Here is a 23,036-nt window from a genome sequence, read left to right as displayed (position 1 = left end):
AAGCTGTGTTTCTGCGATGCTGTCACAGATGAGGAGGATTTGAGCGGTGCCGCCTGCGGTGTCCCCGAAATCCGAGCTCCGGTCGCACATCCGGTCCGCTCGGCGCTCCTCCGCGCACCCATTTTCCGACAAGTCGCTCATTGAGGCTGTTACCGCCATGGTACGGGCAGCCGGCGCACGCACGGTCGCCGCTTACGCGCCGCTGCCGTTCGAGGCGGGCGGCCCGGAACTCCTGCCCGCACTGTCCGCCGTGGCGCCACAGGTCCTGCTGCCCGTGCTGCTGCCCTCGCGCGACCTGGACTGGGCCCGCTACGACGGGACGCTGGCCGGCGGGCCGCTCGGCCTGTCCGAGCCGACCGGCCCGCGGCTCGGCGTCGACGCGGTCCGGTCGGTCGACCTGATGCTGGTCCCGGCGCTCGCCGTCGGGCTGGACGGGACGCGGCTCGGCCAGGGCGGCGGCTCCTACGACCGGGTCCTCGCCCGGGTCACGGCCCCGACGATCGCCCTGCTGCACCCGGGTGAGCTCCTGCCGTCCGTGCCCGCCGAGCCGCACGACCAGCGGGTCTCGGGAGCCCTGGTGGGGGCTACCGCCAGGTATGAGACCGCCCACCTCCACTGGACGAAAGGATGTGCGATACCGCACTATTGGCACTCGATAGGGTTGAGTGCCAATGATGGAGGCTGAACGGTGCCTACCTACCAATACGCCTGCACGGCCTGCGGCCACCAGCTCGAGGCGGTGCAGTCGTTCACGGACGACGCGCTGACCGAGTGCCCGGAGTGCCAGGGCCGCCTGCGCAAGCAGTTCTCCGCGGTGGGTGTGGTCTTCAAGGGCTCGGGCTTCTACCGCACCGACTCCCGCTCCTCGACGAAGTCGAGCAACTCCTCGTCGTCCTCGTCGTCCTCTGAGTCGAAGTCGTCGTCGGACTCGAGCTCGTCCGCCTCGTCGTCGTCCTCCGACTCGAAGCCGGCCGCGGCCGCGTCGTCGAGCGCCTCCTCGGCGGGCGCGTCGACGAAGTCGGCCTCCTCGACCACCTGAGGTCGCCCGCACCACCCGGCGCTACGCCCCACCGGTCACCGGTCCGGGGCGTAGCGCTGTCTGTGCCGGTCCGTCAGTCCCAGTGCGGGGGGCGGTCGGCGAGCAGGCGGTCGTCGTTGGACGCGCTGCGCTCGCCCCAGCCGGCGTCGGTGTCGTCGGTCGTGGTGTCCGGCAACACGACCAGCTCGTCGGCGAAGTCTTCGAAGCTCACTTCGCGCTGCTCATCGGTGGATGCCCACTCGTTCGTCGTCGCCACGCCGCGAGCGTACTCCGGCGAGTTTGCGGGAAGTTGGCCGAATGACGACAGTCGCCCTTCCGTCGACAGGTCACACTCGGCGGCATGACAGACGACAGTGCCCCCCAGCACCAGACCGACCCGCAGCAGGCGGAGCAGGCGGCGGACGAGCAGCCGACCGTGCGCCTGGACCAGGGCGACCCGGACGCCACCCGTCCGATGTCGCTCGCCGATCTGCTGAACAGCGACTGAGGTTCCCCCACCGGGCCGGGTCTGACGGCCGGGCCCGGTGGGTACGCTCGTGGCGTGAGTGACGACGCCTTCTGGCGGCGGCCGCCGGAGGGGGCCGCACCGCCACCGCCGGCTGCGCCGGCCGAGCCCGCGGCGGTTCCCTACACCGGCGCGCCGCGCAGCGCGCCGCCCCCGCGCGGGTGGCGGCCGCCGACCGTCGAGCGACCGGCGGCGCCGCGGAAGCTCCCGGCCCAGGATCCCGAGCGGATCGACCGGGAGGAGCAGGCCGCGACGATCCTGACCAAGGGGATGGGGATCTTCGCCGGCGCGGTCATCCTCGTGCTGCTGCTGATCTTCTGCGGCCGCCTGCTGTTCTGAGGGCTAGAAGCCGTCCCAGACCATCTTGGCGCCGGTGTCGCCGGCCTTGAAGACGTAGTAGAGGGCGGCCACCGCCAGCACCACGGTCAGCCCGCTGAGCGCCCAGTGGGCGACGGCGGGGCCGATCGGCTCGCCCGGGGCGGGGCGGACGACGTACGCCATGACGAGCGCGACCAGGACAAGACCCACCACGATCAGAAACAGCGTGCTGCCGAAGTCCTCGTGCTCGCTGATCTTCGCCTGCAGCTGGTCGGACTGGAAGTTGGGGCTCTCCTCGAACGCCTCGCCGGACTCCTTGGCGGCGAACACGGCGCCGGGGGTGGCGACGGCCAGGACGATCATCGTCCAGCGGACGTGGCGGCGCGCGGCCGGCCAGACGGCGTACAGGATGCCCGCCACCGCCAGCAGCGGCACGAGCACGACTGCCGCATGGATGAAGAACGGGTGAGCCGGTAGACCGAGCACACGTTCGAACACGGGGCCTCCTCTTCGTCGGTGCGATCCTCCCCCACCGGACGTGTACACAACCCGAGTACCGGCAGTTCAATCAAGAGCCCGGAAACATTTGAACGGTTCCAGGGTGCGTGGTGTTATTGAAAGCGTGTCGGGTGAGGACTTGCTGCGCGCCCGGGGTCTGCGGGTGACGCGGCCCCGGCTGGCCGTGCTGGAGGTCCTGGAGGCGTCGCGGGGGCAGGCGCAGGGTCACCTGGACGTCGACCAGATCGCCGCGCGGGTCCGGGCCCGGCTCGACACCGTCTCCACCCAGGCCGTGTATGACGTGCTCAGCGCGCTGTCCAGGGCCGGCCTGGCGCGGCGGATCGAGCCCGCCGGCAGCCCCGCGCGATACGAGTCGCGCGTCGGCGACAACCACCATCACATCGTCTGCCGCGGGTGCGGGGAGATCGCCGACGTGGACTGCGCGGTCGGCGACGCGCCGTGCCTGACGCCGTCGCAGGCGCACGGGTTCGTCCTCGATGAGGCCGAGGTCACGTTCTGGGGGCTGTGCCCCGCCTGCCAGCAGCGGCTCGCCGACGACACGGTCGAGGACCTGCCGAGTTGAGCGACCCGGGGCTCTTCGGACCGGACTCGGTCACCTGGCGGGTGCACCGGGAGCCCATCGTCACCGTCGGCGGCCTGCGCAGCCTGTACCTGCAGGCGCTGCTCCCCCGGGCGGTCGCGGGCGTGGAGCAGAACAGCCGGTACCGCAAGGACCCGTGGGGCAGGTTCCAGCACACCGCCATGTACGTGGGGACGGTCGTCTACGGCACGACCGAGCAGGCCGAGCGCGCCGGCCGCCGGGTGCGGGCGATCCACGCGAAGATGACCGCGACCGACCCACGCACCGGCGAGCGCTTCCGCGTCGACGACCCCGACCTGCTGCGCTGGGTGCACGTCACGGAGGTCGAGTCGTTCATGGAGGCCGCCCTGCGGGGCGGGCTGCGGCTGAGCGGGCCGGAGATCGACCGCTACTACGCGGAGCAGACCAGGGCGGCGGCGCTCGTCGGGCTCGACCCCGCCACGGTGCCGGACTCGGCGGCGGCGGTCGCGGACTACTACGAGCGGATGCGTCCCGAGCTGGAGCTGACCGTCGACTCCGCGGCCACGGGGCTGTTCCTGACGCTGCCCCCGCTGCCGTACGGGCTGGGCCTCACCCCCGTCCGGGGCGCCGCGTTCGGGGTGTCGGCGCTGGCGATCGGCCTGCTGCCGGCGTGGGCGCGCCGCCTGTACGGGCTGCCCGGCCTCCCCGGGACGGATCTCATCGCGTCGGCGAACGCGCTGGTCCTCGGCCGGATGCTGAGCGTCATCCCGATCGACTGGATCTCCCCGCTGCGCCGCGACGCGATGCGCCGCCTCGCCTCCTGAGGACCCTCACACCACCGTCACACCGTCACACCTTCGCGCTTCGCCGCGTTGAGCGGTTGGCATGAAACTTCCATGGCTCGCGCTCGCCCTGGCCACCGCCGCGCTTCCGCTGGCGCTCGGCACCGCCCCGCTCGACGTTGTCCAATATGCCGGATATTTCGTTTATGCCGTCATCGTGCCAGGGACGCTGCTGTACCGCGCGATCCGGCCCACACCGCGGTCGCTGCTCGAAGATCTCACATACGGCACGGTCGTCGGGCTGCTCGCCGAGACCGCCTTCCTGACCGTCGCGAGCCTGCTCGACCTGCGCGGCTGGCTGTGGGTGTGGCCACTGCTGGTGATCGTCCCGCTGGCCCGCTTCCGGAAGCACCCCGACTATCCCGAGCGGCCGACGGCGGCCTGGTCGTGGGCGGTCGCCGGGATCGCGGCCGGGTTCCTCGCGTACCTGACGGCGGCGTTCCTGGCGGTCAACCCGGCGCTGCCGACCGGCGGCGCGCACGACTACATGATCGACCAGCTGAACCTGCTCGCCGTCAGCGCCGACCTGAAGCACCACTTCCCGCTCACCGTCCCCGAGCAGGGCGACCGGACGCTGGGCTACCACTGGTTCGCGTACGGCCACGTCGCCGCGAGCAGCCTGATCAGCGGCGTCGACCTGCCGGTCGTGTGGTTCCGGCTGGACCTGCCGGTGCTCGCCGTGCTGGCCGTGTGCCTGCTCGCGGTCACCGGCCGGCGGGTCGCCGGGCATCCGTGGGCGGGCCCCGTCGCGGCGGCGCTGATGTTCACCGTCGGCGAGCTCGTCCCGCAGCGGCAGGTGCCGGCGTTCTTCGGCTCGATCACCGCGTACTACAGCTGGTCGAGCCGCTCGCTGCTGTTCGGCGCGGCGCTGAGCATGCCGCTGATCGCGGCGACCGTGTCCGTGCTGCGCGGCGGCGGGCGGCGGGACTGGCTGCTCGTGCTGCTGTTCGCGGCCGGGACGACCGGCGCGAAGTCGACGATCGTCCCGCTCTTCGGGGCGGGGGTCGCGGCCGTCTGCGCGGTACACCTCCTGCGGCGACGGCCACAGTGGACCCCTTGGCTGCTCGGTGGGCTGCTTGCCGCGGTCACGGTGGGTGCGGTCGCCGTCCTCTACGGGTTCGAGGGGCAGGGTCTGCGATGGGGTCCCTTCGCGATCATGCTGGACTTCGTCGGGAGCCAGCGCCACGGCACCACGGTGCGCGACGTCCCGCTCATCCTGTGGGGCCTCGGCGCGTACGGCATCGCGATGGGCGCCCGCCTCGCCGGCGTGCTGTTCGTTCGCCGCTGGGATGACGCCTGCGTCTTCCTGGCCGGCACGACCGCCGCTGGCGTCGCCGGCACGCTGTGCGTCTGGCACGTGTCGTGGAGCGAGCACTTCTTCGTCGTCGCCGCCTGGCCGTGCGCGGCGATCCTCTCGGCGACCGGCCTGGTCCGCCTGCCCGGCGCACCGCGCGCGCTGTGGACGGCGCTCGCGGTGGCGGCGGTGCTCGCGGCGGTGTCGGTCGCGTTCACCCTGCCGGTGCCGCGGCATCGCTGGTGGGTGCCGCTGCCGGTGTACGCCCTGGGCGCCCTCGTCCTGGTGTCGGCCCTGCTTCTGCACCGGCGCGCCGGGGTCTTCGGGGCCCTGGTCGTGGTGCTCTTCGCCGGTGCGGCCCGGCTGCCGTTCGACGCGGCGACGAACGCGAACCTCGGCGTCGCGTACCACATCCGGATCACACCCGACCAGGTCGCCGGCGCCCGCTGGCTGCGCGCCCACAGCACCCCCGCCGAGTACGTGGCCACGAACGTGCACCGTGTCGGCGGCAGCGGCCTGATGCAGGGGCAGAGCCTCGCCTACTGGATCTCCGCGTACAGCGAGCGCCGCGTCCTCCTGGGCAGCTGGGGCTACTCGCCCGAGTCGACGGAGTCGCAGTCCCGCGCGCACCGCATCGGCCCGGCGCTCACCTACTGGGATCCGGAGCGGCTGGCGCTCAACGACGCGGCCGTGCTCGACCCGACCCCGTCACGACTGTCGTGGCTGTGGCGGCAGCGCGTCCGCTGGATTCTCGTCGACCGCGCCCACGGTACGCCGACCGCGGCCCTGCCCGCCCTCACCGACCTGTCCTGGCAGCGCGGCGACATCGCGGTCTACCGGCTCCGCGCGCCCTCGAACTGCACGCCCGTCAGCTGCTCCGACAGCGTCCAGAGCCGCTGAGCGTCGGCCGGGTCCTTCGCCCGCGCGACCGGCTCGACGACGCTCGGCCAGCCCCGGTTCTCCCCCATGCCGTCGGGCCCGATGAACTGCCCGCCTTCCGCCCGCGGGTCGACCGCCGCGTACAGCTGGTTGAGCGCCCCACGGGCGGCGGGCTGCGCGAGGACGGCGTTGCCAACGCGCATGAACGCCTTCATGACGCCGGTCGGCCCGGACGTCTGCAGGTTCGTCGCCGAATACCCCGGATGCGCGAGGATGCTGCGCACCGGCGAGCCGGCCCTCCGCAGCCGCCGGTCGAGCTCCAGCGCGAACAGGACGTTGGCGAACTTCGACTGGCTGTAGTACCTCGTCGGCGAGTAGCTCCCGGCCCCGTCGAGGTCGTCGTAGTGGATCCTGCCGGGCCGGTGCAGCGTCGAGCTGACCGTGACGACCCGGTCGCTGATCAGGCTGTCGTTGCCGCCGTTGCCGTCGTTGCCGCCGTTGCCGTCGTGGCCGTCGTTGCCGGCGCCGAGGAGGAGGCAGGTGAGCGCGAAGTGCCCGAGGTGGTTCGCGGCGAACTGCAGCTCGTGCCCCTGCGCGCTCAACGTCCTCGGCGGCATCATCACCCCGGCGTTGTTGACGAGCACGTCGATCGCTTCCCGGTCGCGGCGCAGCCCCACGGCCAGCGCCCGCACGGAGTCGAGATCCGCCAGGTCCACGATCCTGAGCTCCCCGCCCCCGAGCTTCTGGACCGCCGCCCGGCCCTTGGCCTCACTACGGACCGCCATGATCACCCGAGCGCCCTTGGCCAGCAGCGCGCGCGTCGTCTCGTACCCGAGCCCGCTGTTGGCCCCGGTGACGAGGAACGTCTTCCCGCCCTGATCCCCGATCTCCGCCTCAGTCCATCGCATGCCTGCATCTTCACTCGACGTGGCACTGAGTGTCAACGGTGCGCTTAAGTGCCATAGTTGCCGTACGGCGAATAGAATGCCCTGCGTGAGCCTCGCCGAACGCAAACGCCAGCTGGTCCGCGACGAGCTGACCGATGCCGCGCTGCGGCTCCTGGCGTTTCAGGGGTTCGAGGAGACCACCATCGACCAGATGGCCGCCGCCGCGGGCGTGTCCCGCAGGACGTTCTTCCGCTACTTCCAGTCCAAGGAAGACGTCATCATCGAGCACCTCAGCGACCTCGGCCGCCAGCTCACCACCACCCTGTCCACCCGCCCCGCCGCCGAACCCCCCGCCGTCGCCCTCCAGCACACCCTGCGCACCTTCACCGACACCTTCTGGGAGCACCCCGAGAAGTCCCGCCGCCTGGCAAAGATCATGGTCACCACCCCACCGCTGCTGGCCCGCTACCTGGAGCGCCAGGTCAGCTGGCGCGCCGCCCTCTCCACCGAGCTCGCCACCCGCCTGGGCACCGACCCCACCACCGACCCCCGCCCCGCCGTCCTGGTCGCGGTCGCGTTCGCCGCCTTCGACACCGCCCTGATGCGCTGGGTCACTGCGGACCCCTCCCCCGACCTGAACACCCTCCTCACCACCTGCTTCACCGCCGCCTTCCCCAATTGATCAAACGGCGAATCCGACTGCGGGGACGGCCGGATCGGGAGTTGACCCCTGATCCTGGACACCTGAGGCCCGGACGGCCACCAGCCCGACCACCGCCAAGGTCGAGCACTGCGCACCGTAGGCCGATCCCGCGCCGCAAGCCGGGCACCGCGCTCGGCATGCCGGCTATCCCGCCACCGGCCACCGCGAACAGGCGGCGCCGGCACCAAAGGCGCCAGCACAGACCACTCGTCACCACGCGCCACACCGGTTCAACGCACGAACCCCATGAGCCGCGAGACAGAACCTGGCCCCTCTACCGGCAACCACTCCGCCTCCGCCACCACTCAGTCCTGCCTCGCCCACACGACCGCTCCTCCATCACCGCAACGCCCAACCCCGCACCCTGCCGCCCACCGCCCCAGCACTCATCACGACCCCTGATCGCGCCCCGCCCACACGGTCGCTCGCCCACCACAGCACCCAGCAGCCGCCGGCACCGCCACCCGGTCGCGCCTCGCCCACACGGCCGCTTGAGCACCGCCGGATCGACCGGCAGCCCCTTCCCCCTCCTCTCCCACCCACCCGCCCTCACCCACAGACATTGATCAATGTCCACGTTTGCACCCTTTGCTCCATCGAGGTTGCGCGATCCACCCACAAAGTGATCTCCGATTTGCAGGTGGATCGCGCAACGTCAATGCCGAAATGGGGCATCTTGGGGCATTGACCAACGTCATGGCGTAAGCCAGGCAGCCAGACCGGGCAACCAGACCAGGCGGCCGTCGGGATCGGTGTCGGCCAATCGCTGATGCCAGTCCGCATGGAGGGCGAGCCCGTCCTGGTCGATACGCCAGCGCCACGGCTGCACCTCCTGCATCGAGGGGCGTTGAGGGCCAGACCGGGCGGCCAGGTCCTGTCTCGCGGACGCCGAAATGGGGCATCTCTGGGCATTGACCAGCGTCTTGGCACGAGCCGGGCAGCTAGACCGGGCAACCAGACCAGGCGACCCAGACCGGGCAACCAGACCGCGGCCGTCGGGATCGGTGTCGGCCAATCGCTGATCCCAGTCCGCATGGAGGGCGAGCCTGTCCTGGTCGATACGGCTGCGTCCCCTGCATCGAGGGGGCGTTGAGGGCCAGACCGGGCGGCTAGGTCCTGTCTCGCGGATCATGGTTGTCGGGAACCGCCCGTAGCCAGTCGAGCATCTCGACCAGGTCGATGGTGGCTGGAAGCGGCTTCCCGATGTCGTTGCGGGTGGCCCGCCCGCGCCGGTGTTCGCCGGTTGAAGCCGCGTTCGACCTGGTTGCGCCGGCAGTAGGCGGCGCGGTCGAAGTCCGGTGAGCCTGCCGCCGGCCCGCTGGACCGATACCCGGTCCAGCAGCGACTCCAGCTGACGGGTGCCCGCCGCCTGGCCAGGGGTGATCCGGGTAGCAAATGGAACGAACCAACCGCACGATCCGGGAGACGAAACCTGAGGGGAACGGGAAGCGGGCGGGCTACGTGGTGGGGCGGTCCACGGCGGTCCAGGGGTCCTTCGGGGTGGCGTCGAGGCCGGCGGGGCAGGAGCGGCGGAAGTCGCACCAGGAGCACTGCGGGCCGGGGGCGACCGGGAAGGCCTCGTCGGCGGGGGTGCCGGCGGCCAGGGCGGCGTCGGCGGTGGTGATGTCGGCGGCGGTGGCTTCGGCGCGGCGGAGGTGGCGGGCGAGGGAGTCGTCGGTGTGGTCGTGGGCGGCGACGGTGCCGGTCGGGAGGTGGTGGAGCTCGACGCGGTGGCAGGGCTTGCGGAAGACGCGGGAGGCGGCGATCGCGTAGAGGGCGAGCGCGCGCGAGCCGCGGGCGTCGTCGGCGGTGACGCCGGAGCGGCCGGTCTTGTAGTCGACGATGACGAGGTGGCCGTCGCGCTGGTCGATGCGGTCGACGCGGCCGGAGAGGGCGAGGGTGTCGGTGCGGGCGGCGACGGTGCGCTCGACGCCGAGTGGCTCGTCGTGGGGGTCGAGGCCGTCCACATAGGACTCGAGCCAGCCCAGGGCCCGGCGGAAGACGTCGCGCTCCTGGGCCTCGTCGCGGTAGCCCTCGCCGACCCAGGTGGCCTTCAGCAAGGTGGGCAGGGCGGAGCGGTCGCGGCGGTCGGGGTCCAGCGCATACCAGCTGCGCAGTGCCGTGTGGACGGATGCGCCGAGCGAGTTGTGCGCCCAGGGCGGGCCCTTGGGCGGGGTGGGGCGGTCGACATAGGTGAACCGGTAGCGGCGCGGGCAGTCCTCATAGCTGCCGAGCTTGCTGGGCGTGCAGGTGAACAGGCGCCGGGGCGGGGCGAATAGGCCGAGCTGCTCGTTCTCCACACCCCGATCCTGCCACCGCGGTACGACAAAACCTCAATGGGGCGAGTGCAGGTACTCGGTGACGAACGCCCCGATGGCGTCGGCCAGCAGCTGGACGGCGATGGCGGCGACGAGCAGGCCCGCGATGCGGGTGACGACCTCGATGCCGCTGGGCCGCAGGATGCGCACCAGGATGCCGGAGAAGCGCAGCGCCAGGTACACGATAGCCATGACGGCGATGATGCCGACGGCGATCGCCACGAAGTCCAGAGGGCCCGAGGACCGCTGGACGAAGAGCATCGTGGCCACGATCGCACCGGGGCCCGCCAGCAGCGGGGTGCCGAGGGGGACGAGCGCGACGTTGGAGGTGGCCTCCTGGCGCGGGTCGTCGGTCTTGCCGGTGAGCAGCTCGAGCGCGACGAGGAGCAGGAGCAGGCCGCCCGCGCCCTGCAGGGCGGGAAGGTCGATGTGCAGGTACGCGAGGATCTGCCGCCCCACGAGCGCGAACGCCACGATGACGCCGAGCGCGAGCAGCACGGCCTGTAGAGCGGCGCGGTTACGGTGCTTCGCCGCCATCGATCCGGTGAGGGCGAGGAAGATCGGCACGGCGCCCGGCGGGTCGAGGATGACCAGCAGGGTCACGAATACTTCGCCGAAGAGCTTGAGATCCACTCCCGGATTGTCGTGGTGTGCCTACATAGACCGGAAACCAGGGTCTTGACGGCACCGGGCGACGCCCCTACGTTGCCCATCAACAGCAAGGTTTCCTTACAGTCATGGAGGGTTCATGGGCAGACGCTCCGTCCTGGCCGGGTTGGCGGTGTCGCTCACGCTCGCGTCACTGGCGATCGTGCCCGGCACCGCCTCGGCGCACAGCGCGTCGCATCAGGACCAGTACAAGCGCGTCGGGTACTTCATCCAGTGGGGCATCTACGGCCGCCAGTACTACGTCAAGAACCTCGAGACGAGCGGGCAGGCCAAGAACCTGACCCACATCAACTACGCCTTCGGCAACGTCGACGCGACCGGCAAGTGCGTCTCCGCCGACCCGTGGGCCGACTACCAGCGCCCGGTCTCCGCCGAGGAGAGCGTCGACGGTGTCGCGGACGCGCCGGGCCAGACGCTGAACGGCAACTTCAACCAGCTGCGCAAGCTGAAGCTCAAGCACCCCGGGCTGAAGGTCATGCTGTCGCTCGGCGGCTGGACACTGTCGGCGAACTTCTCCGACGCCGTGCTGACCGACGCGTCGCGCAAGGCGCTCGTGCAGTCGTGCATCGACACGTTCTGGTCGACCGGGGTCTTCGACGGCTTCGACTTCGACTGGGAGTGGCCGGGCTCCGAGGGCAACCCGGGCAACGTGATCCGCCCCGAGGACAAGCAGAACTTCACGCTCATGGTCGCCGAGTTCCGCAAGCAGCTCGGCAAGAAGGCCACCCTGACCGCGTTCCTGCCGGCGAACCCGGCGAAGATCGACGCCGGCTTCGAGGTCAACAAGATCTTCAAGTACCTCGACTTCGGCACCATCCAGGGTTATGACTTCCACGGTACGTGGGAGCCCACCACCAACCAGCAGTCCGCGCTGTTCGTCCCGCGCGGCGCGCCGACCACGCCGGACTTCAGCGGTGCCACCACGCTGAAGGCCTGGACCGACCGCGGTGCCCCGAAGAAGGCCCTCGTCCTGGGCATCCCGTACTACGGCCAGGGCTGGACCGGCATCACCAGCACCGCCAACCACGGCCTCTTCCAGCCCGCGACCGGCCCCGCGCCGGCCACCTGGGCCGCCGGCAACGAGGACTACAAGGTCCTCGCCACGCTGCCGCAGCAGGGGTACAAGGTGTACCGCGACCTCCGCTCGGGCCACGCGTGGCTGTTCAACGGCACCACGTTCTGGACCTTCGACGACCAGCTCACGGTCGCCCAGAAGTCGCTGTACGTCCGGGTCAACGGCTACGGCGGCGCGATGGTCTGGTCGCTGGACGGCGACGACGCCAGCGGCACGCTGACCAAGACGATCGGCACCGTCCTCAGGTAACACCCGAAAAGCAGCACCACGAACAGCAGCACTACGAGAAGCAACACCACGAACAACCTGGGCCGCCTTCAAGGACGAAGGCGGCCCAGGTGCGTCTCGATGCCGTCCAGCACCCGTTCGAGCCCGAAGGAGTACGCGCGCACCGGGTCACCCGCGCCGTACTCCTCGCCCGCCGCCTGCCCCACCCGCGCCGCCGTCGGGAAGCGCGCCGGGTCGAGGACCTCGCCGAGCAGCGGCGCGTAGGCCGCCCACCACTGCTCCTCGCTCATCCCCGTGCCCTGTTCGGCCTGGTCCGCCTGTACCGCCGCGCGCACGGCACCCGCGACGTAGTTGAGCACGAGACCGAGGAGCAGGTCGGCGTCGACGTCCGGCACGGCGCAGGACTCGAAGGCCCGCAGCTCGAAGTCGTACTTCGCGATCACGTTCGGGCCCAGGACGGGCCGGCTCGTGGCCACCTGCAGGAGCCACGGGTGCCGCCGGTACAACTGCCAGTTCGACGAGGCGATCTCGACGAGCCGCTCGCGCCACCCCGCGGCCGTGAACGCCGGACGGACGGCCTCGGCGCTGACCGTGTCGACCATGACGTCGAGCAGCTCCGCCTTGCTGGGGACATAGGTGTACAGCGACATCGCCGTCACCCCGAGCTGCTCGGCGACGCGCCGCATGGACACCGCGGTGAGACCTTCGGCGTCGGCGAGCGCGATCGCGGCCGCGGTGACGTCCCCGACGGTGAACTTCGCCTTCGGGCCCCGCCGCGACGGCGCCGCGGTGCCCCACAGCAGCTCGATGCTGCGTCTGGGATCGCCGGCTCCGGCGTACTCCGTCGTCACGCCGCCACCTCCGCTGCGCTCCGGCGTCGGCCTGACCCAAACCTGCCACATGATGACCGGGCCGAGCCGCTTCGCTGCCCGGTCATGCGACCACACCGGACCCGGTCGCGGCCGCCACGATCCGCTCGAACACCTCGGGTGCCGTGGTGCGGGCGCCGAGGCGGACGGTCTTGTTGGTGCCGTGGTAGTCGCTGGAGCCGGTGACGACCAGCCCGAGCCGGTCGGCGATCGCCCGCATGTGCGCGCGCTCGGCCGGGGTGTGGTCGGTGTGGTCGGCCTCCACGCCGAAGAGCCCCTCGCCGGCCATCTCCTCGATCGCCACGTCGGGGACGACCGGGCCGCGGATGCTGGCCCGCGGGTGGGCGAAGACCGGCACGCCGCCGGCCCCGAGCACCAGCCGGATGGCGTCGAAGACGTCGAGGTCCTCCTTGCCCACCCGGTACCGGTGACCGAGCCACTCGGGCAGAAACGCCTCCGACACCGTGTCGACGAGTCCCCGGCGCATCAACGCCTGCGCGAGGTGCGGGCGGCCGACGGTGCCGCCGCCGGCGTGCTCGAGGACCTCGGCCCACGTGACGTCGATGCCGTCGGCGCGCATCAGGTGCACCATGCGCTCCGCGCGGGTCTCGCGGGACGCCCGGATGCGGGCCATCTCCCCCGCCAGGGCCGGCTCGGCCGGGTCGAACAGGTACGCCAGCAGGTGCAGCGAGATCGGCCACGGCCCGCCGTGCCACCGGCACGACAGCTCGGCGCCCGGCACGAGCGTGAGCCCGGGCGGGCGGGCGGCGATCGCGGCGGCCCACCCGGAGGTCGTGTCGTGGTCGGTCAGCGCGACGACGTCGAGCCCGGCGGCGGCCGCCTCGGCGACCAGCCCGGCCGGGCTCGACGTGCCGTCACTGGCGGTCGAGTGACAGTGAAGATCGATCCGCACCCAACAAGGTTAGAGCAGTTCGATCAGGACGACGCCGTCGCTTTCGACGTTGAGCGGCTCGGAGAAGCCGGCCGCCCCGGTCGGGGTGATCACGCGGAACTTGCCCCCGCTGTCGACCACGAACGTCGTGGCGTTCATCCACACCGTCTTCGTGGTGACGGTCAGGGGCCAGGTCTTCACCGCTGCCGCCACCGTCGCCGCGTCGAAGACCTTCGTCAGGTCCAGCATCGCGACCTGCTTGAGGCCGTCGACCGGGTACGCGAGCCAGTGCCCGTCCGGGGAGACCCGGCCGCCGGCCTTCGCCGCCACCGGCAGCCCGCACCGCCGCTGCGCGACCGTGAACGGCTGGTCCAGGGTCAGCATCGCCAGGCACATGCGCTCGTCCTTGTCGCCGGTCTTCACTTCGGCGTAGACGCTCTTCGTCCCGGGGTCGACGCCGAAGATCCGCACGACGTTGTCGTCCCACGACTGGGTGTAGGCGCGGCCCGAGAACCAGACGTCGTAGCCGGCGCCCTCCTCACGGCCGAGGAGCAGGTCGGAGCCGACGAACCCGACCGCGACCGCGGTCTCCGGCACGTCCGCCGTCACCTGCTCGGTCAGCTGCTGCTTCTTGGTCTTGTCGTCGGTGGTGGTACGCGTGGCGACGGTGACCTTGCCCTCCTGCGCCCACGCGACCTTGTCGCCGCCCTTCGCGACGGCGATGTTCGACGCCTTCTTCACCAGGACCTGCTGCTTGTCGTGGTCGTCCTGGAGCACCAACTGCTTGTCGCCGTCGGCCTCGGTGTTGACGACCAGGTAGCCGTCCTTCGCCTTGTACGCGGCGGCGACGGTGCCGTTGTCGGGCAGCTTGAGCCGCACCGTGGTGGACGGCTGCGCGTCCCCGTCGATCGCGGGGACCTCCTTGCCCACGGCCGGCGGCGCGGTCTGCGTGGTGAGGGTGGCCTGCGGCTGCGAGCTCTGCGGGTCGTGGTCGCCCTGCGCGACCGGCGCCGAGGGCGAGCCCTGGCCGACGATGTGGAACGTGGCGATGGCGGCGACCGCCATGACGACGAACGCGGCGAACCCGGACGCGGCGACGCGCCGGCGCCGGCGGACCCGCCCGGCGTTGCGGATGGCGACGTCGGCGATGCCGTTCAGCGGCGTCGGCGGCGCGGTGCCCGCCTTCGCCTTGAACGCCTCGCGGAGCGCATCTTCGATCATGGTCACGTCACCAGTCCCACTTCCACCGGCCCGGAGGTCTCCACCAGGACGGCCTCGCGTCCGGACATGTCGCACTCGTCTTCGGGTGCGGGCTGCTCCTTCGGCACGTCTTTCTCTGCCTGTGCGGTTTTCGCCACGTTCGCCGTCAGGGCGGACATCTTGGCGTTCGCCGTGGATCTTGCCGTCGCGGACACCGCCGCGTTCGCCGTGGCGGGCGTCGCCGGCCTGAGCCGCACCGTCGGCGGTCTCGCCGGCCTTGCGGCGGGCTCGATGCCCTCCGCGCTGAGCCGCTGGCGCAGCGTGGCGAGCGCCCGGGACGCCTGGCTCTTCACCGTGCCGACCGACACGCCGAGCAGACGGGCCGTCTCGGCCTCCGACTGGTCCTCGTAGAAGCGCAGGACCAGCACGGCGCGCTGCCGGTTCGGCAGCTCCCGGACGTGCCGCCACAGGGCGTCACGCTCGAGGCTCTCCTCGACCCGGTCCGCGGCGACGGACTCCGGCAGGATCTCGGTGGGGCGTTCGCCGTGCCACCGGCGCCGCCACCAGCTCGTGGAGGTGTTGACCAGGACCCGGCGGGCGTAGGGCTCGACGGCCTCGATGTGGCCGAGTCGCTTCCACGCCAGGTAGGTCTTGGTCAATGCGATCTGCAGCAGGTCCTCGGCGGTCGCCCAGTCCCCGGCGAGCAGGTACGCGGTGCGCAGCAGCGCACTGGACCTGGTCTCGACGAAATCACGGAAGTCTTCCTCACGGAACCCCGCCTCGTCCGGCACCGCCGCTCCCTCCCCCGCTCCGCCCACCAGGCAAGACGCGATGGAGGGGCGGCACGGTTGCAACCCCGGAGAAAAAGTTTCTAGGTTCCGTCGTCCTCGACGCCGGCGGCACGGCCCAGGCGGGCCTCGACGGCCTCCGGCTCGTACATCTCCTCGACGATGCGCAGGTAGAGCTCATTCGGGTTGGGCAGGTTGCGGATGTTTCGCAGCGCCTGGTCCTGACCGGCGGACTCCAGCTCGAAGTGCCCGTAGCCGAACATGCGGCCGGTCAGCGACTGCACGTATTTCATGTCGGTGACCCGCAGCAACGGCATCATGGCGACATTGCGGGTGAAGATCCCGGAGACCACCATCACCCGCTTGTTGGTGAGGATGAATCGGTCATACCACCAGTCGGCGACCCGCCAAGCGCAGTAGAGGATCACGACGGCCCAGATGACCAGGACGACGGTGCGCAGCTGCGTCTGGTTGTGCTTGGTCAGCCAGCCCGCGATGTAGCCCATCGCGATAGTGGCGGCCACGGCGATCCCGCCCTCTTTGGCGAGCTGGATCCAGTGCCGTTTCCACTCGCCGCGGAACTTCTCGGTCGGGAAGAGATAGCGGGCCGCGTGCCGGCTGGCCTCCTCGTCGAGGGGCGCCATGCGGCTGCCGGGCGGCACGGAAGGGCCGGCGTCGCCACCGCCGCCGCGCAGGCCGGAGAACTCGTCCTCGGTGAAGGTCGGCGGGTCTTCCTCGACGTAATAGTCGCCGCGGTCGTAACCGCCGAGGGTGGCCGACTGGGCGCCGTCGCTGTAGGGGTCGTGGTCGGCATAGTCGGCGGGGCCGGGATTCGCGGGACGGGCCCGCGGGATCGGCTCGGTGTCGCGATCTTCCCAGCGACGTGCACCCGGTTCTTCGGCGGAAGGCTCAGGCCCGGTGGACATCGCAGTCAGGCAACCAAACTGGAGAAGAAGTCCCCGAAACCGGTGGCGATGTCCATGATGCCGCCGCCGATGGACTTGAAGACCTCGGCCGCGGACTGCGGCCGATATGCCACAAAGAAGATGAGGAAAGCAATGCTTCCCCAGGTGAGGACCTTTTTGACCATTGCCGTCAATCCCCTCCCCACGGCGTCGTGCACGTGCACCGCGGCGAACTCAGCGTATCAGTTGCGCGGCACACGGTGAATGTATGGCGCGCCGACATCGACCCCATCGACTAAGGGTCGATCCTAGTCGTGAACTTCTACGCCTTGCCGTGAAGATACGGCGACGGCGCGCCGTAGACGAGATGGGTTGGCACATCGTCGGCGAGATCGTGCAGGTCGAGCTCCTCCTCCAGGAGGTAGCCCGCGGCGGCCGGCCACGTGACGACGTAGAGCCACACGCCCATCGCCTCACCGACGTAGGCGCAACGGTCCTCGGGTGACTTCGCCATCCACAGCGGCGTCGGCCAGCCGGCGGCGCGGACCTTGGCGTGCGCGGTGGTGGTGGCGATGTCGCCGTCGAAGAAGGTGCCGGGGTCGGTGCCGGGGATGCCGGCGAAGCGGGTGCCCAGGCCGATGCCGGGCTCCTCCGCGATGATCACGCAGTCGGCGGGCCCGTGCTCGACCGGGCCGGGGCCGCTGCACGCGACGGCGGTGGCGCGCACGCCGGAGCGCTCGTCGCCGACCCAGCCGACGCCGGTCACGGTCCAGCCGGTCGGCAGCGGCCACGGGCACCACATCGGGGTGGGCCGCCGCTCACCGGCGCGCTGCGCCGCGGCGATCAGCCTGGCCTTCGCCGCCTCGACGATCTCCGGTCCGATGTGCTGCGCGACGTGCAGCGGCAGCACTTCGCCGTCCTCATCGCACCTCCACTCGGAGTGCATGAGGTCCGGTGACCGCACCGGGCCGCCACAACGGGGACAGCTGACTGCGACGCCCATGTACCCACGGTAATGGGTCCTATGGGCTGTTGTCGCCGTACGCCCGGATCCAGGTGTGCATCGCGATCCCGCTGGCGACTCCGGCGTTGATCGACCGGGTCGAGCCGTACTGCGCGATGGAGTACACGGCGGCACATGCCTTCCGGGCGGGTTCCGAGAGGCCAGGGCCCTCCTGGCCGAACAGCAGCACGCACCGGCGGGGCAGCTCGGCCCGCTCCAGCGGCAGCGCGCCCGGCAGGTTGTCGATCCCGATCACCGGCAGGTCCTGCGCGACCGCCCAGTCGAGGAACTCCTCGACCGTCGGATGGTGCCGGACATGTTGATAGCGGTCAGTGACCATCGCGCCGCGCTTGTTCCACCGGCGGCGGCCCACGATGTGCACCTCGGCGGCGAGGAACGCGTTGGCGTTGCGCACGACCGTGCCGATGTTGAGGTCGTGCTGCCAGTTCTCGATGGCGACGTGGAATGTGTGCCGGCGGCGGTCGAGGTCGGCGACGATCGCGTCGAGCCGCCAGTACCGGTAACGGTCCACGACATTGCGCCGGTCACCGGCCGCGAGCAGCTCAGGGTCGTAGTGGGGACCGGCCGGCCAGTCGCCGTCCCACGGCCCCACGCCGATGTCGTCGTCGTTGTGCATCTACCGTGAATCCCCGGGCCGACACTCATTCACCCTGTGGCGCTCACCCGATACGCTACGTTCCTTGCAATCGCAGACCCGGAGGGGATTGCCGAAAATGGTCAAGAAGGTCCTCACCTGGGGAGGCATTGCCTTCCTCATCTTCTTCGTCGCGTATCGGCCGCAGTCAGCGGCCGAGGTGGTCAAGTCCATCGGCGGCGCCCTGATGGACATCGCCGGCGGCTTCGGTGACTTCTTCGCGAGCCTGTTCGGCTGAGCCGTCCGGCTTCGGCCGCCGCAGCAGCCGGCGGGTCCAGCGCACCGGCGTGACCTTCTCCAGGGGCAGGAAGCACGCCATCGCCACCTGGTGCGGGACGAACGAGATCGTGATCAGGCAGAAGGTCACGAGGTGGAAGGCGTAGAAGCCGGCGACGACCGCGGCGCGCACCTTCGGCTTCACCACGAACACCAGTGGGCTGAGCAGCTCGAAGCCCACGATGCCGATCTGGCTGACCGTGGTGAAGCCGGGGATGCCGAGCAGCCAGTGCGCGAGCACGGTGCCGCGGCGGATGAACGCCCTGGTCAGGGTGGCGCCGGTCAACCATTCCAGCCCGCCGAAGCGCAGCTTGGCGAGCGAGGACAGGAAGTACGTGCACACGACGCCGATCTGGGTGAGCCGCAGCGCCCAGCCGCCGGCCTCGGTGAGCTCCTTGTCGCCGTGCCTGGCGCGGCCCGCGGCCGGCAGCACGGCGAGCGCGACCAGCAGGCCGAACCTGTCGTGGTCGATCTTGCCGTAGCTCATCGCGACGATCATGTACTCGAGGTACAGGACGAACACGCTCCAGCCGAGGAGCCGGTGCGCGCGGCCGGTCGCGGCGGCGAGGCTCAACGGGATCAGCGCCCAGTAGATCGTGCCGACCACCAACGGGGTGGGCGTGGGCAGCGGCAGCACCTCGCCGACGACGAGCGGCTGGTACAGGTTGCCGGGCAGGTCGCCGTGGCTCTTGATCCAGGCGCTGAAGAAGACCACGTCGAGGGCGACGAAGACGTAGACCAGGGTGCGGAAGGCGGCGATGCGCCCCTTCGGCACCGGCTCGAAGAGCCAGTCGCGCAGCTTGGTCACGGCCTTGTGGCTCATGATTTCCACCTGGCGAGCACGACCTCGGTGATCACGCCGGTCGGCTGCGCGTTGCGCAGGTGGTGCTGGACCTCGACGATGTCGACCTCCACGAGGGGCGGCTTGCCCGGGTTGCGGGCGGCGTAGGCGTCCTGGACCGAGCGCAGCAGGCTGGGGTCCGCCTTGAACCGGTCGATCTGCGCCTCGATCTCGGCCCGGCGCACCCCGGCGTTGCGCTCGTCGAGCACGATCCGCTTGCCGGTGGTGTCGACCCCGTCGGTGCGCAGCACCAGGACCGGCTCATTGGGCTTGTCGGCGATCGCGAACATCTGGAACGGCGCGAACGGGAACCAGAAGTCGTTGCCGACGAGCGTGCCGGCGAAGGTCAGCACGACGACCACCAGCGTGACCGCCACCCGTGTCACGCGCCCCCGCGTGCTCAACCGTTCCATCGGCGCCAGACTTTACCGTCCGCCGTCTCGTACCCCAGACGCCCACTACGCTGTGTAGTGAGACCATCGGCACACTCCGTAGTGCTTGCGCTCAATTTTCGTCTCATTTCCATAACTGTGATCTGCGTCTCTATACGGAGCGTGGCCTTCGCGACCAAGATACTGATCACACAGCGTGGGCGGCGGGCGCCAGGGAGGGCCCCGCCGCTCACTGCGTTTTTGTCACACTCGGCTGAATTTCCCGTCCGTACCCGGCATGCTTGCAGACCCCACAACGACGAGGGAGTCGCTGATGCAGTTCGGCCGGTATTTCGAGGAGTTCGAGGTCGGCGCCGTCTACCGGCACTGGCCCGGCAAGACGGTCACCGAGTCGGACGACCACCTGTTCTGCCTGCTGACGATGAACCATCATCCGCTGCACCTCGACGTCCACTACGCGGAGACGTCGACGCATTTCCAGCGCAACGTGGTCGTCGGCAACTACGTCTATTCGATTCTGCTCGGCATGTCGGTGCCCGACGTGTCCGGTAAGGCGATCGCCAATCTCGAGGTCGAGTCCCTGCGGCATACCGCGCCGACCTTCCACGGTGACACCATCTACGGCGAGACCACGGTGCTCGACAAGCGCGAGTCGGAGTCCAAGGACGACCGCGGCGTGGTCACGGTGCAGACCAAGGGCTACAAGCAGGACGGCACGCTGATCTGCGTCTTCCGGCGCAAGGTCATGGTGCCGAAGAAGTCCCACGCGGGGCCGGAGATGCCGAGCTTCCCGGAGCCGCGCGAATGACGCTCGTTTAGGAGGACGGCAGTGGGGTTGCTGCGCAGGCTGCTGGGGCGCGAGCCGGCATGGGTCGAGCGCTGGGCCGTGTATCCCGGCGAGATCGGCGCCGGGCTGGCGATGTACAACATCGACCTCGGCGCCGTCGAGGCGGCTCCCGTGGCGCGGCTGCCGCAGCGCTTCGACGTCGAGTTCACCTACACCGGTGACGGCGCCAGCGGCATGCCCGCCGATTCCGAGCTGGGCGCCATCCACGCGCTCGACGAGGCCGTGCGGCAGGCGCTGCGCGGCGTCCGTGGGGCGATGGTCGGCCGGGTGGTGACCGCCAACACCGGGCGCATCACCGGCTACCTGCCCGAGGGCGCGGCCGCACCGGCGCTGCCGGACATCCCCGAGCTGTCCGCCACCGGCAGGCTCGAGCCGGACCCGGGCTGGAGCAGGGTCCGCGAGGAGCTCACCCCCAACGGCTGGCAGCGCAACATCATGGAGGACAACCAGGTCGTCCAGGAGCTGGAGGGCCACGGCGACCGGCTCAGCCAGCCGCGGCCGGTCGAGTTCCTCGCGTACTTCCCCGACACCGACCGCGCCGAGGCGGCCGCGCAGGAGCTGCGCGACCTCGGGTTCGCGGTGACCGTCGAGCGCGGCGACGAGGCCGATTTCGTGCTGCAGGCGATCCGGCGGGACGCGGTCGAGCCGCCGGCGCTGCACGAGGTCACCTGGGAGGTGCGCGGCGTCGTCGAGCGCCACGACGGCGCCTATGACGGCTGGGGCTGCATGGTGCAGGCCTGACCTGCCGGCGTTTGCGGCTCTTGTACTGATTTGCAGCTCTTCGCGCATTCGCGGCTTTGTACGGCGGCCGGGTGTGTTGGAGGCCAGCCGGATGAGAAGGTTTGCCCAGCCCACCCGACCGGCGACCGCCGGCGCGTCCTCTACTGGCGGTGCAGAGCCAGCGCCAATTCCCTGCCGATCTCGTTGACGAACTCCCGCTCGGCGAGCAGGATCTCCACCCCGCCGAGCCGGATCACGCCGGGCCGCCACGCGGTGCGGCCGACGCTGGCCGCGACGTCCATCAGCCACTCGCCGTAGGCGAGCGCGACGTCCGCGCCCAGCCGGGCGGCCAGCATCCGCACGGCCGCGCCACACTCCGCGAGGACACCCTCGCGGTCCAGCGGCTCGGTGCCCGTGACCTGCTCGTGCTCGGCGAAGATCGCCGCGACGACGCCCCGGACGAGCAGCGCCCGGGAGCGCTGGCCCGCCGCGATGGCCTCGACCCCGGCGACGGCGTCGACATTGGCGTCCCCGGCGCTGGCGACGACGAGGACGTGGCGGGGCAGCCGGACGAGCCGGTCCCACTCGTGCCTGTGCAGCGGCAGATCGACCCCGGCGCTGGGCTGGCTCGGTGTGGGCTGGCTCGACATGGCGTACCTCCCACTCGCGAGCGTATGCCGAAAAGCCCGGCTCAGCCGCAAATCTCCGGGTTTGCCCCCTTACTTGCCGCGCTCCCGGCTCAGCCGTCAGGTGGGCTACCGGGTCAGCGTCCCGCTCGGGCGGGGTGGTTCGGCGGCAGCGCGCAGGCGGCGGTCCCGCCGGGCATGCGGTGCCGGTTGCGGGCGACCCACCGGTACACCGGCCACGCCGACGCCGAAACGAGCCGCAACCCCAACAGTGCGCCCAGCGGGCGCCACAGGAACCGCCCGGCCGCTCCGGGCACCGAGCGCAGCATGTCGGCGATCGCGACCGGGCCCGCGGTGGGCGCGCGGCCGGCGGTCACCCACTGCACGGCGGCGCCCGCCTCGTCCTCGGTGACGCCGAGCTCGTCGAGGTCGGCGAACTGCCACGCCACGACATGCGCGGCTGGCCTGATGCGCCGCTCGATGAACCGGGCGCATGACGAGCAGAACGCGCAATCACCGTCGAAGACGAACGTCGGCCGATCCATGTCCTCCATCATGGATCACGCGCCGGCCCACGCCATCGTGAGCCCTGCCACCGGTTGGGAATGCCCGTAAGGGGTACGTGGTTATGACGGTGCGTACCCGACCGCCCGAAAGGATCGGACAGACATGGCAACCGTTGAACTGACCGCCGAAAACTTCGCCGAGAAGGTCGGCGGCGAGGGCATCACCCTTGTCGACTTCTGGGCCGAGTGGTGCGGGCCGTGTCGTGCCTTCGCCCCCACGTTCGAGAAGGTCTCGGAGAACAACCCGGACCTGATCTTCGGCAAGGTGGACACGGAGGCGCAGCAGGAGCTCGCGATGGAGTTCCAGATCCGCTCCATCCCCACGCTGATGATCGTGCGTGACGGCGTCGCGGTGTTCTCCCAGCCGGGCATGCTGCGCGAGCAGCAGCTCGAGTCGCTGATCCAGCAGGTCCGCGACCTCGACATGGACGAGGTGCGGGCGCAGATCGCCGAGCACGCCACCAAGCACGACGCACCCGCCAAGGCGGCGCCGGCGGCCAAGGCCGAGAGCAGCAAGACCGAGGCGGCCAAGGCGGAGACCAGCGAGCCCGAGACGAGCAAGACCGAGGCGGCGAAGGCCGACACGAGCAAGACCGAGACCGCCGAGGCGGAGACCGCGAAGGACCCTGAGGCCAAGCC

29 protein-coding genes and 2 pseudogenes are annotated in these 23,036 nt (G+C 70.7%); 12 read left to right on the top strand and 19 right to left on the bottom strand.

What is annotated here, in order from left to right; all coding sequences use genetic code 11:
• Positions 1–46 precede the first annotated feature (46 nt).
• Positions 47–685 carry a 5-formyltetrahydrofolate cyclo-ligase gene (locus ABZ321_RS42800; protein ID WP_354901467.1) on the top strand — a complete coding sequence of 213 codons (639 nt, stop codon included), beginning with the start codon at positions 47–49 and terminating at the stop codon, positions 683–685.
• 3 nt (positions 686–688) lie between these two features.
• Positions 689–829 (top strand): annotated as a pseudogene (locus ABZ321_RS42795) (FmdB family zinc ribbon protein); the annotation flags it as partial.
• A gap of 14 nt (positions 830–843) precedes the next feature.
• Here the strand turns inward: ABZ321_RS42795 and ABZ321_RS42790 are convergent.
• Positions 844–1,035, bottom strand: coding sequence for a hypothetical protein (locus tag ABZ321_RS42790; RefSeq protein ID WP_354901509.1), 192 nt, complete (start codon positions 1,033–1,035; stop codon positions 844–846).
• 77 nt (positions 1,036–1,112) lie between these two features.
• Entirely contained in the window at positions 1,113–1,295 is a 183-nt protein-coding gene (locus ABZ321_RS42785; protein ID WP_344512267.1) for a hypothetical protein, read from the bottom strand.
• A gap of 84 nt (positions 1,296–1,379) precedes the next feature.
• On the opposite strand from ABZ321_RS42785, the gene ABZ321_RS42780 reads away from it, so the two are divergent.
• Both ABZ321_RS42780 and ABZ321_RS42775 read left to right on the top strand, forming a co-directional pair.
• The gene (locus ABZ321_RS42780) at positions 1,380–1,526 is read left to right on the top strand and encodes a hypothetical protein (RefSeq protein WP_344512203.1); all 147 of its coding nucleotides are present in this window, start codon (positions 1,380–1,382) and stop codon (positions 1,524–1,526) included.
• 54 nt (positions 1,527–1,580) lie between these two features.
• Positions 1,581–1,883, top strand: coding sequence for a translation initiation factor 2 (locus ABZ321_RS42775; RefSeq protein WP_344512201.1), 303 nt, complete (start codon positions 1,581–1,583; stop codon positions 1,881–1,883).
• Positions 1,884–1,886: 3 nt separating this feature from the next.
• On the opposite strand, the gene ABZ321_RS42770 is transcribed toward ABZ321_RS42775, so the two are convergent.
• Positions 1,887–2,360: a DUF2231 domain-containing protein gene (locus ABZ321_RS42770; RefSeq protein WP_344512199.1), complete on the bottom strand. Its 474-nt coding sequence runs from the start codon at positions 2,358–2,360 to the stop codon at positions 1,887–1,889.
• A gap of 124 nt (positions 2,361–2,484) precedes the next feature.
• Between ABZ321_RS42770 and ABZ321_RS42765 the strand changes: the two genes are divergently transcribed.
• The 3 genes from ABZ321_RS42765 (at position 2,485) to ABZ321_RS42755 (ending at position 5,958) form a co-directional block, all read left to right on the top strand.
• Positions 2,485–2,943, top strand: a complete 459-nt coding sequence (locus tag ABZ321_RS42765) for a Fur family transcriptional regulator (RefSeq protein WP_344512197.1) — start codon at positions 2,485–2,487, stop codon at positions 2,941–2,943.
• A complete protein-coding gene (locus ABZ321_RS42760; protein WP_354901465.1) occupies positions 2,940–3,746 on the top strand; it encodes an oxygenase MpaB family protein in 807 nt (268 codons plus the stop codon). The genes ABZ321_RS42765 and ABZ321_RS42760 overlap by 4 nt, the downstream gene beginning before the upstream one ends.
• Positions 3,747–3,807: 61 nt before the next feature.
• Positions 3,808–5,958, top strand: coding sequence for a hypothetical protein (locus tag ABZ321_RS42755; protein ID WP_354901463.1), 2,151 nt, complete (start codon positions 3,808–3,810; stop codon positions 5,956–5,958).
• Here the strand turns inward: ABZ321_RS42755 and ABZ321_RS42750 are convergent.
• On the bottom strand, positions 5,892–6,845 hold the full coding sequence (locus ABZ321_RS42750) for an SDR family NAD(P)-dependent oxidoreductase (RefSeq protein ID WP_354901461.1): 954 nt from the start codon (positions 6,843–6,845) through the stop codon (positions 5,892–5,894). The genes ABZ321_RS42755 and ABZ321_RS42750 overlap by 67 nt on opposite strands.
• An 85-nt stretch (positions 6,846–6,930) precedes the next feature.
• Here ABZ321_RS42750 and ABZ321_RS42745 point away from each other — a divergent pair, with 85 nt between their 5' ends.
• Positions 6,931–7,506: a TetR family transcriptional regulator gene (locus ABZ321_RS42745; protein ID WP_354901459.1), complete on the top strand. Its 576-nt coding sequence runs from the start codon at positions 6,931–6,933 to the stop codon at positions 7,504–7,506.
• Between the two features lie 715 nt (positions 7,507–8,221).
• Here ABZ321_RS42745 and ABZ321_RS42740 read toward each other — a convergent pair.
• From ABZ321_RS42740 to ABZ321_RS42730, 3 genes are all read right to left on the bottom strand, one after another.
• Positions 8,222–8,365 (bottom strand): hypothetical protein, encoded by a 144-nt coding sequence (locus tag ABZ321_RS42740; protein ID WP_354901457.1) that lies wholly within the window; start codon positions 8,363–8,365, stop codon positions 8,222–8,224.
• A 619-nt stretch (positions 8,366–8,984) separates the two neighbouring features.
• On the bottom strand, positions 8,985–9,827 hold the full coding sequence (locus ABZ321_RS42735; protein ID WP_354901455.1) for a PD-(D/E)XK nuclease family protein: 843 nt from the start codon (positions 9,825–9,827) through the stop codon (positions 8,985–8,987).
• 33 nt (positions 9,828–9,860) lie between these two features.
• Positions 9,861–10,478: a MarC family protein gene (locus tag ABZ321_RS42730; RefSeq protein WP_354901453.1), complete on the bottom strand. Its 618-nt coding sequence runs from the start codon at positions 10,476–10,478 to the stop codon at positions 9,861–9,863.
• Between the two features lie 115 nt (positions 10,479–10,593).
• Here ABZ321_RS42730 and ABZ321_RS42725 point away from each other — a divergent pair, with 115 nt between their 5' ends.
• On the top strand, positions 10,594–11,838 hold the full coding sequence (locus tag ABZ321_RS42725; protein WP_344512183.1) for a glycoside hydrolase family 18 protein: 1,245 nt from the start codon (positions 10,594–10,596) through the stop codon (positions 11,836–11,838).
• Positions 11,839–11,906: 68 nt separating this feature from the next.
• On the opposite strand, the gene ABZ321_RS42720 is transcribed toward ABZ321_RS42725, so the two are convergent.
• From ABZ321_RS42720 to ABZ321_RS42675, 10 genes are all read right to left on the bottom strand, one after another.
• Entirely contained in the window at positions 11,907–12,668 is a 762-nt protein-coding gene (locus tag ABZ321_RS42720) for a TetR/AcrR family transcriptional regulator (protein ID WP_344512181.1), read from the bottom strand.
• Between the two features lie 82 nt (positions 12,669–12,750).
• Positions 12,751–13,599: a PHP domain-containing protein gene (locus ABZ321_RS42715; protein WP_354901451.1), complete on the bottom strand. Its 849-nt coding sequence runs from the start codon at positions 13,597–13,599 to the stop codon at positions 12,751–12,753.
• A gap of 9 nt (positions 13,600–13,608) precedes the next feature.
• Positions 13,609–14,799 (bottom strand): hypothetical protein, encoded by a 1,191-nt coding sequence (locus ABZ321_RS42710; RefSeq protein WP_344512178.1) that lies wholly within the window; start codon positions 14,797–14,799, stop codon positions 13,609–13,611.
• Between the two features lie 2 nt (positions 14,800–14,801).
• Entirely contained in the window at positions 14,802–15,569 is a 768-nt protein-coding gene (locus ABZ321_RS42705) for a SigE family RNA polymerase sigma factor (protein ID WP_344512176.1), read from the bottom strand.
• An 80-nt stretch (positions 15,570–15,649) separates the two neighbouring features.
• Entirely contained in the window at positions 15,650–16,492 is an 843-nt protein-coding gene (locus tag ABZ321_RS42700) for a PH domain-containing protein (protein ID WP_354901448.1), read from the bottom strand.
• Between the two features lie 5 nt (positions 16,493–16,497).
• Entirely contained in the window at positions 16,498–16,695 is a 198-nt protein-coding gene (locus ABZ321_RS42695) for a hypothetical protein (RefSeq protein ID WP_344512265.1), read from the bottom strand.
• Positions 16,696–16,793: 98 nt separating this feature from the next.
• A complete protein-coding gene (locus ABZ321_RS42690; RefSeq protein ID WP_344512172.1) occupies positions 16,794–17,474 on the bottom strand; it encodes a DUF6758 family protein in 681 nt (226 codons plus the stop codon).
• 19 nt (positions 17,475–17,493) lie between these two features.
• Positions 17,494–18,111, bottom strand: coding sequence for an RNA methyltransferase (locus tag ABZ321_RS42685; protein ID WP_344512171.1), 618 nt, complete (start codon positions 18,109–18,111; stop codon positions 17,494–17,496).
• A 166-nt stretch (positions 18,112–18,277) separates the two neighbouring features.
• Positions 18,278–19,228, bottom strand: coding sequence for an MFS transporter permease (locus ABZ321_RS42680; RefSeq protein ID WP_344512170.1), 951 nt, complete (start codon positions 19,226–19,228; stop codon positions 18,278–18,280).
• Positions 19,225–19,632, bottom strand: a complete 408-nt coding sequence (locus ABZ321_RS42675) for a hypothetical protein (protein ID WP_354901445.1) — start codon at positions 19,630–19,632, stop codon at positions 19,225–19,227. The genes ABZ321_RS42680 and ABZ321_RS42675 overlap by 4 nt, the downstream gene beginning before the upstream one ends.
• 319 nt (positions 19,633–19,951) lie before the next feature.
• Between ABZ321_RS42675 and ABZ321_RS42670 the strand changes: the two genes are divergently transcribed.
• Both ABZ321_RS42670 and ABZ321_RS42665 read left to right on the top strand, forming a co-directional pair.
• Complete coding sequence (locus ABZ321_RS42670) at positions 19,952–20,446, top strand: MaoC family dehydratase (RefSeq protein WP_344512166.1); 495 nt, start codon at positions 19,952–19,954, stop codon at positions 20,444–20,446.
• A gap of 21 nt (positions 20,447–20,467) precedes the next feature.
• Positions 20,468–21,226 (top strand): DUF695 domain-containing protein, encoded by a 759-nt coding sequence (locus ABZ321_RS42665; protein ID WP_344512164.1) that lies wholly within the window; start codon positions 20,468–20,470, stop codon positions 21,224–21,226.
• A 140-nt stretch (positions 21,227–21,366) separates the two neighbouring features.
• On the opposite strand, the gene ABZ321_RS42660 is transcribed toward ABZ321_RS42665, so the two are convergent.
• A complete protein-coding gene (locus ABZ321_RS42660; protein WP_344512162.1) occupies positions 21,367–21,855 on the bottom strand; it encodes a hypothetical protein in 489 nt (162 codons plus the stop codon).
• 113 nt (positions 21,856–21,968) lie between these two features.
• Positions 21,969–22,376, bottom strand: coding sequence for a DCC1-like thiol-disulfide oxidoreductase family protein (locus ABZ321_RS42655; protein WP_344512160.1), 408 nt, complete (start codon positions 22,374–22,376; stop codon positions 21,969–21,971).
• Positions 22,377–22,500: 124 nt separating this feature from the next.
• Between ABZ321_RS42655 and trxA the strand changes: the two are divergent.
• Positions 22,501–22,854: pseudogene (gene trxA / locus ABZ321_RS42650) on the top strand (thioredoxin); the annotation flags it as partial.
• Between the last annotated feature and the right edge of the window lie 182 nt (positions 22,855–23,036).

The organism is Dactylosporangium sp. NPDC006015 (genome assembly GCF_040614215.1).
GTDB lineage: Bacteria > Actinomycetota > Actinomycetes > Mycobacteriales > Micromonosporaceae > Dactylosporangium > Dactylosporangium maewongense.
This window is presented reverse-complemented; position numbering and strand designations above follow the sequence as displayed.

Excerpts from the sequence above, each read along its gene's own strand:
- ABZ321_RS42780 (WP_344512203.1), top strand. The coding sequence starts at position 1,380 with ATGACAGACGACAGTGCCCCCCAGCACCAGACCGACCCGCAGCAGGCG.
- ABZ321_RS42755 (WP_354901463.1), top strand. The coding sequence starts at position 3,808 with ATGAAACTTCCATGGCTCGCGCTCGCCCTGGCCACCGCCGCGCTTCCG.
- ABZ321_RS42750 (WP_354901461.1), bottom strand. The coding sequence starts at position 6,845 with ATGCGATGGACTGAGGCGGAGATCGGGGATCAGGGCGGGAAGACGTTC.
- ABZ321_RS42740 (WP_354901457.1), bottom strand. The coding sequence starts at position 8,365 with ATGCAGGAGGTGCAGCCGTGGCGCTGGCGTATCGACCAGGACGGGCTC.
- ABZ321_RS42725 (WP_344512183.1), top strand. The coding sequence starts at position 10,594 with ATGGGCAGACGCTCCGTCCTGGCCGGGTTGGCGGTGTCGCTCACGCTC.
- ABZ321_RS42710 (WP_344512178.1), bottom strand. The coding sequence starts at position 14,799 with ATGATCGAAGATGCGCTCCGCGAGGCGTTCAAGGCGAAGGCGGGCACC.
- ABZ321_RS42700 (WP_354901448.1), bottom strand. The coding sequence starts at position 16,492 with ATGTCCACCGGGCCTGAGCCTTCCGCCGAAGAACCGGGTGCACGTCGC.
- ABZ321_RS42690 (WP_344512172.1), bottom strand. The coding sequence starts at position 17,474 with ATGGGCGTCGCAGTCAGCTGTCCCCGTTGTGGCGGCCCGGTGCGGTCA.
- ABZ321_RS42685 (WP_344512171.1), bottom strand. The coding sequence starts at position 18,111 with ATGCACAACGACGACGACATCGGCGTGGGGCCGTGGGACGGCGACTGG.
- ABZ321_RS42680 (WP_344512170.1), bottom strand. The coding sequence starts at position 19,228 with ATGAGCCACAAGGCCGTGACCAAGCTGCGCGACTGGCTCTTCGAGCCG.
- ABZ321_RS42670 (WP_344512166.1), top strand. The coding sequence starts at position 19,952 with ATGCAGTTCGGCCGGTATTTCGAGGAGTTCGAGGTCGGCGCCGTCTAC.
- ABZ321_RS42660 (WP_344512162.1), bottom strand. The coding sequence starts at position 21,855 with ATGTCGAGCCAGCCCACACCGAGCCAGCCCAGCGCCGGGGTCGATCTG.
- ABZ321_RS42655 (WP_344512160.1), bottom strand. The coding sequence starts at position 22,376 with ATGGATCGGCCGACGTTCGTCTTCGACGGTGATTGCGCGTTCTGCTCG.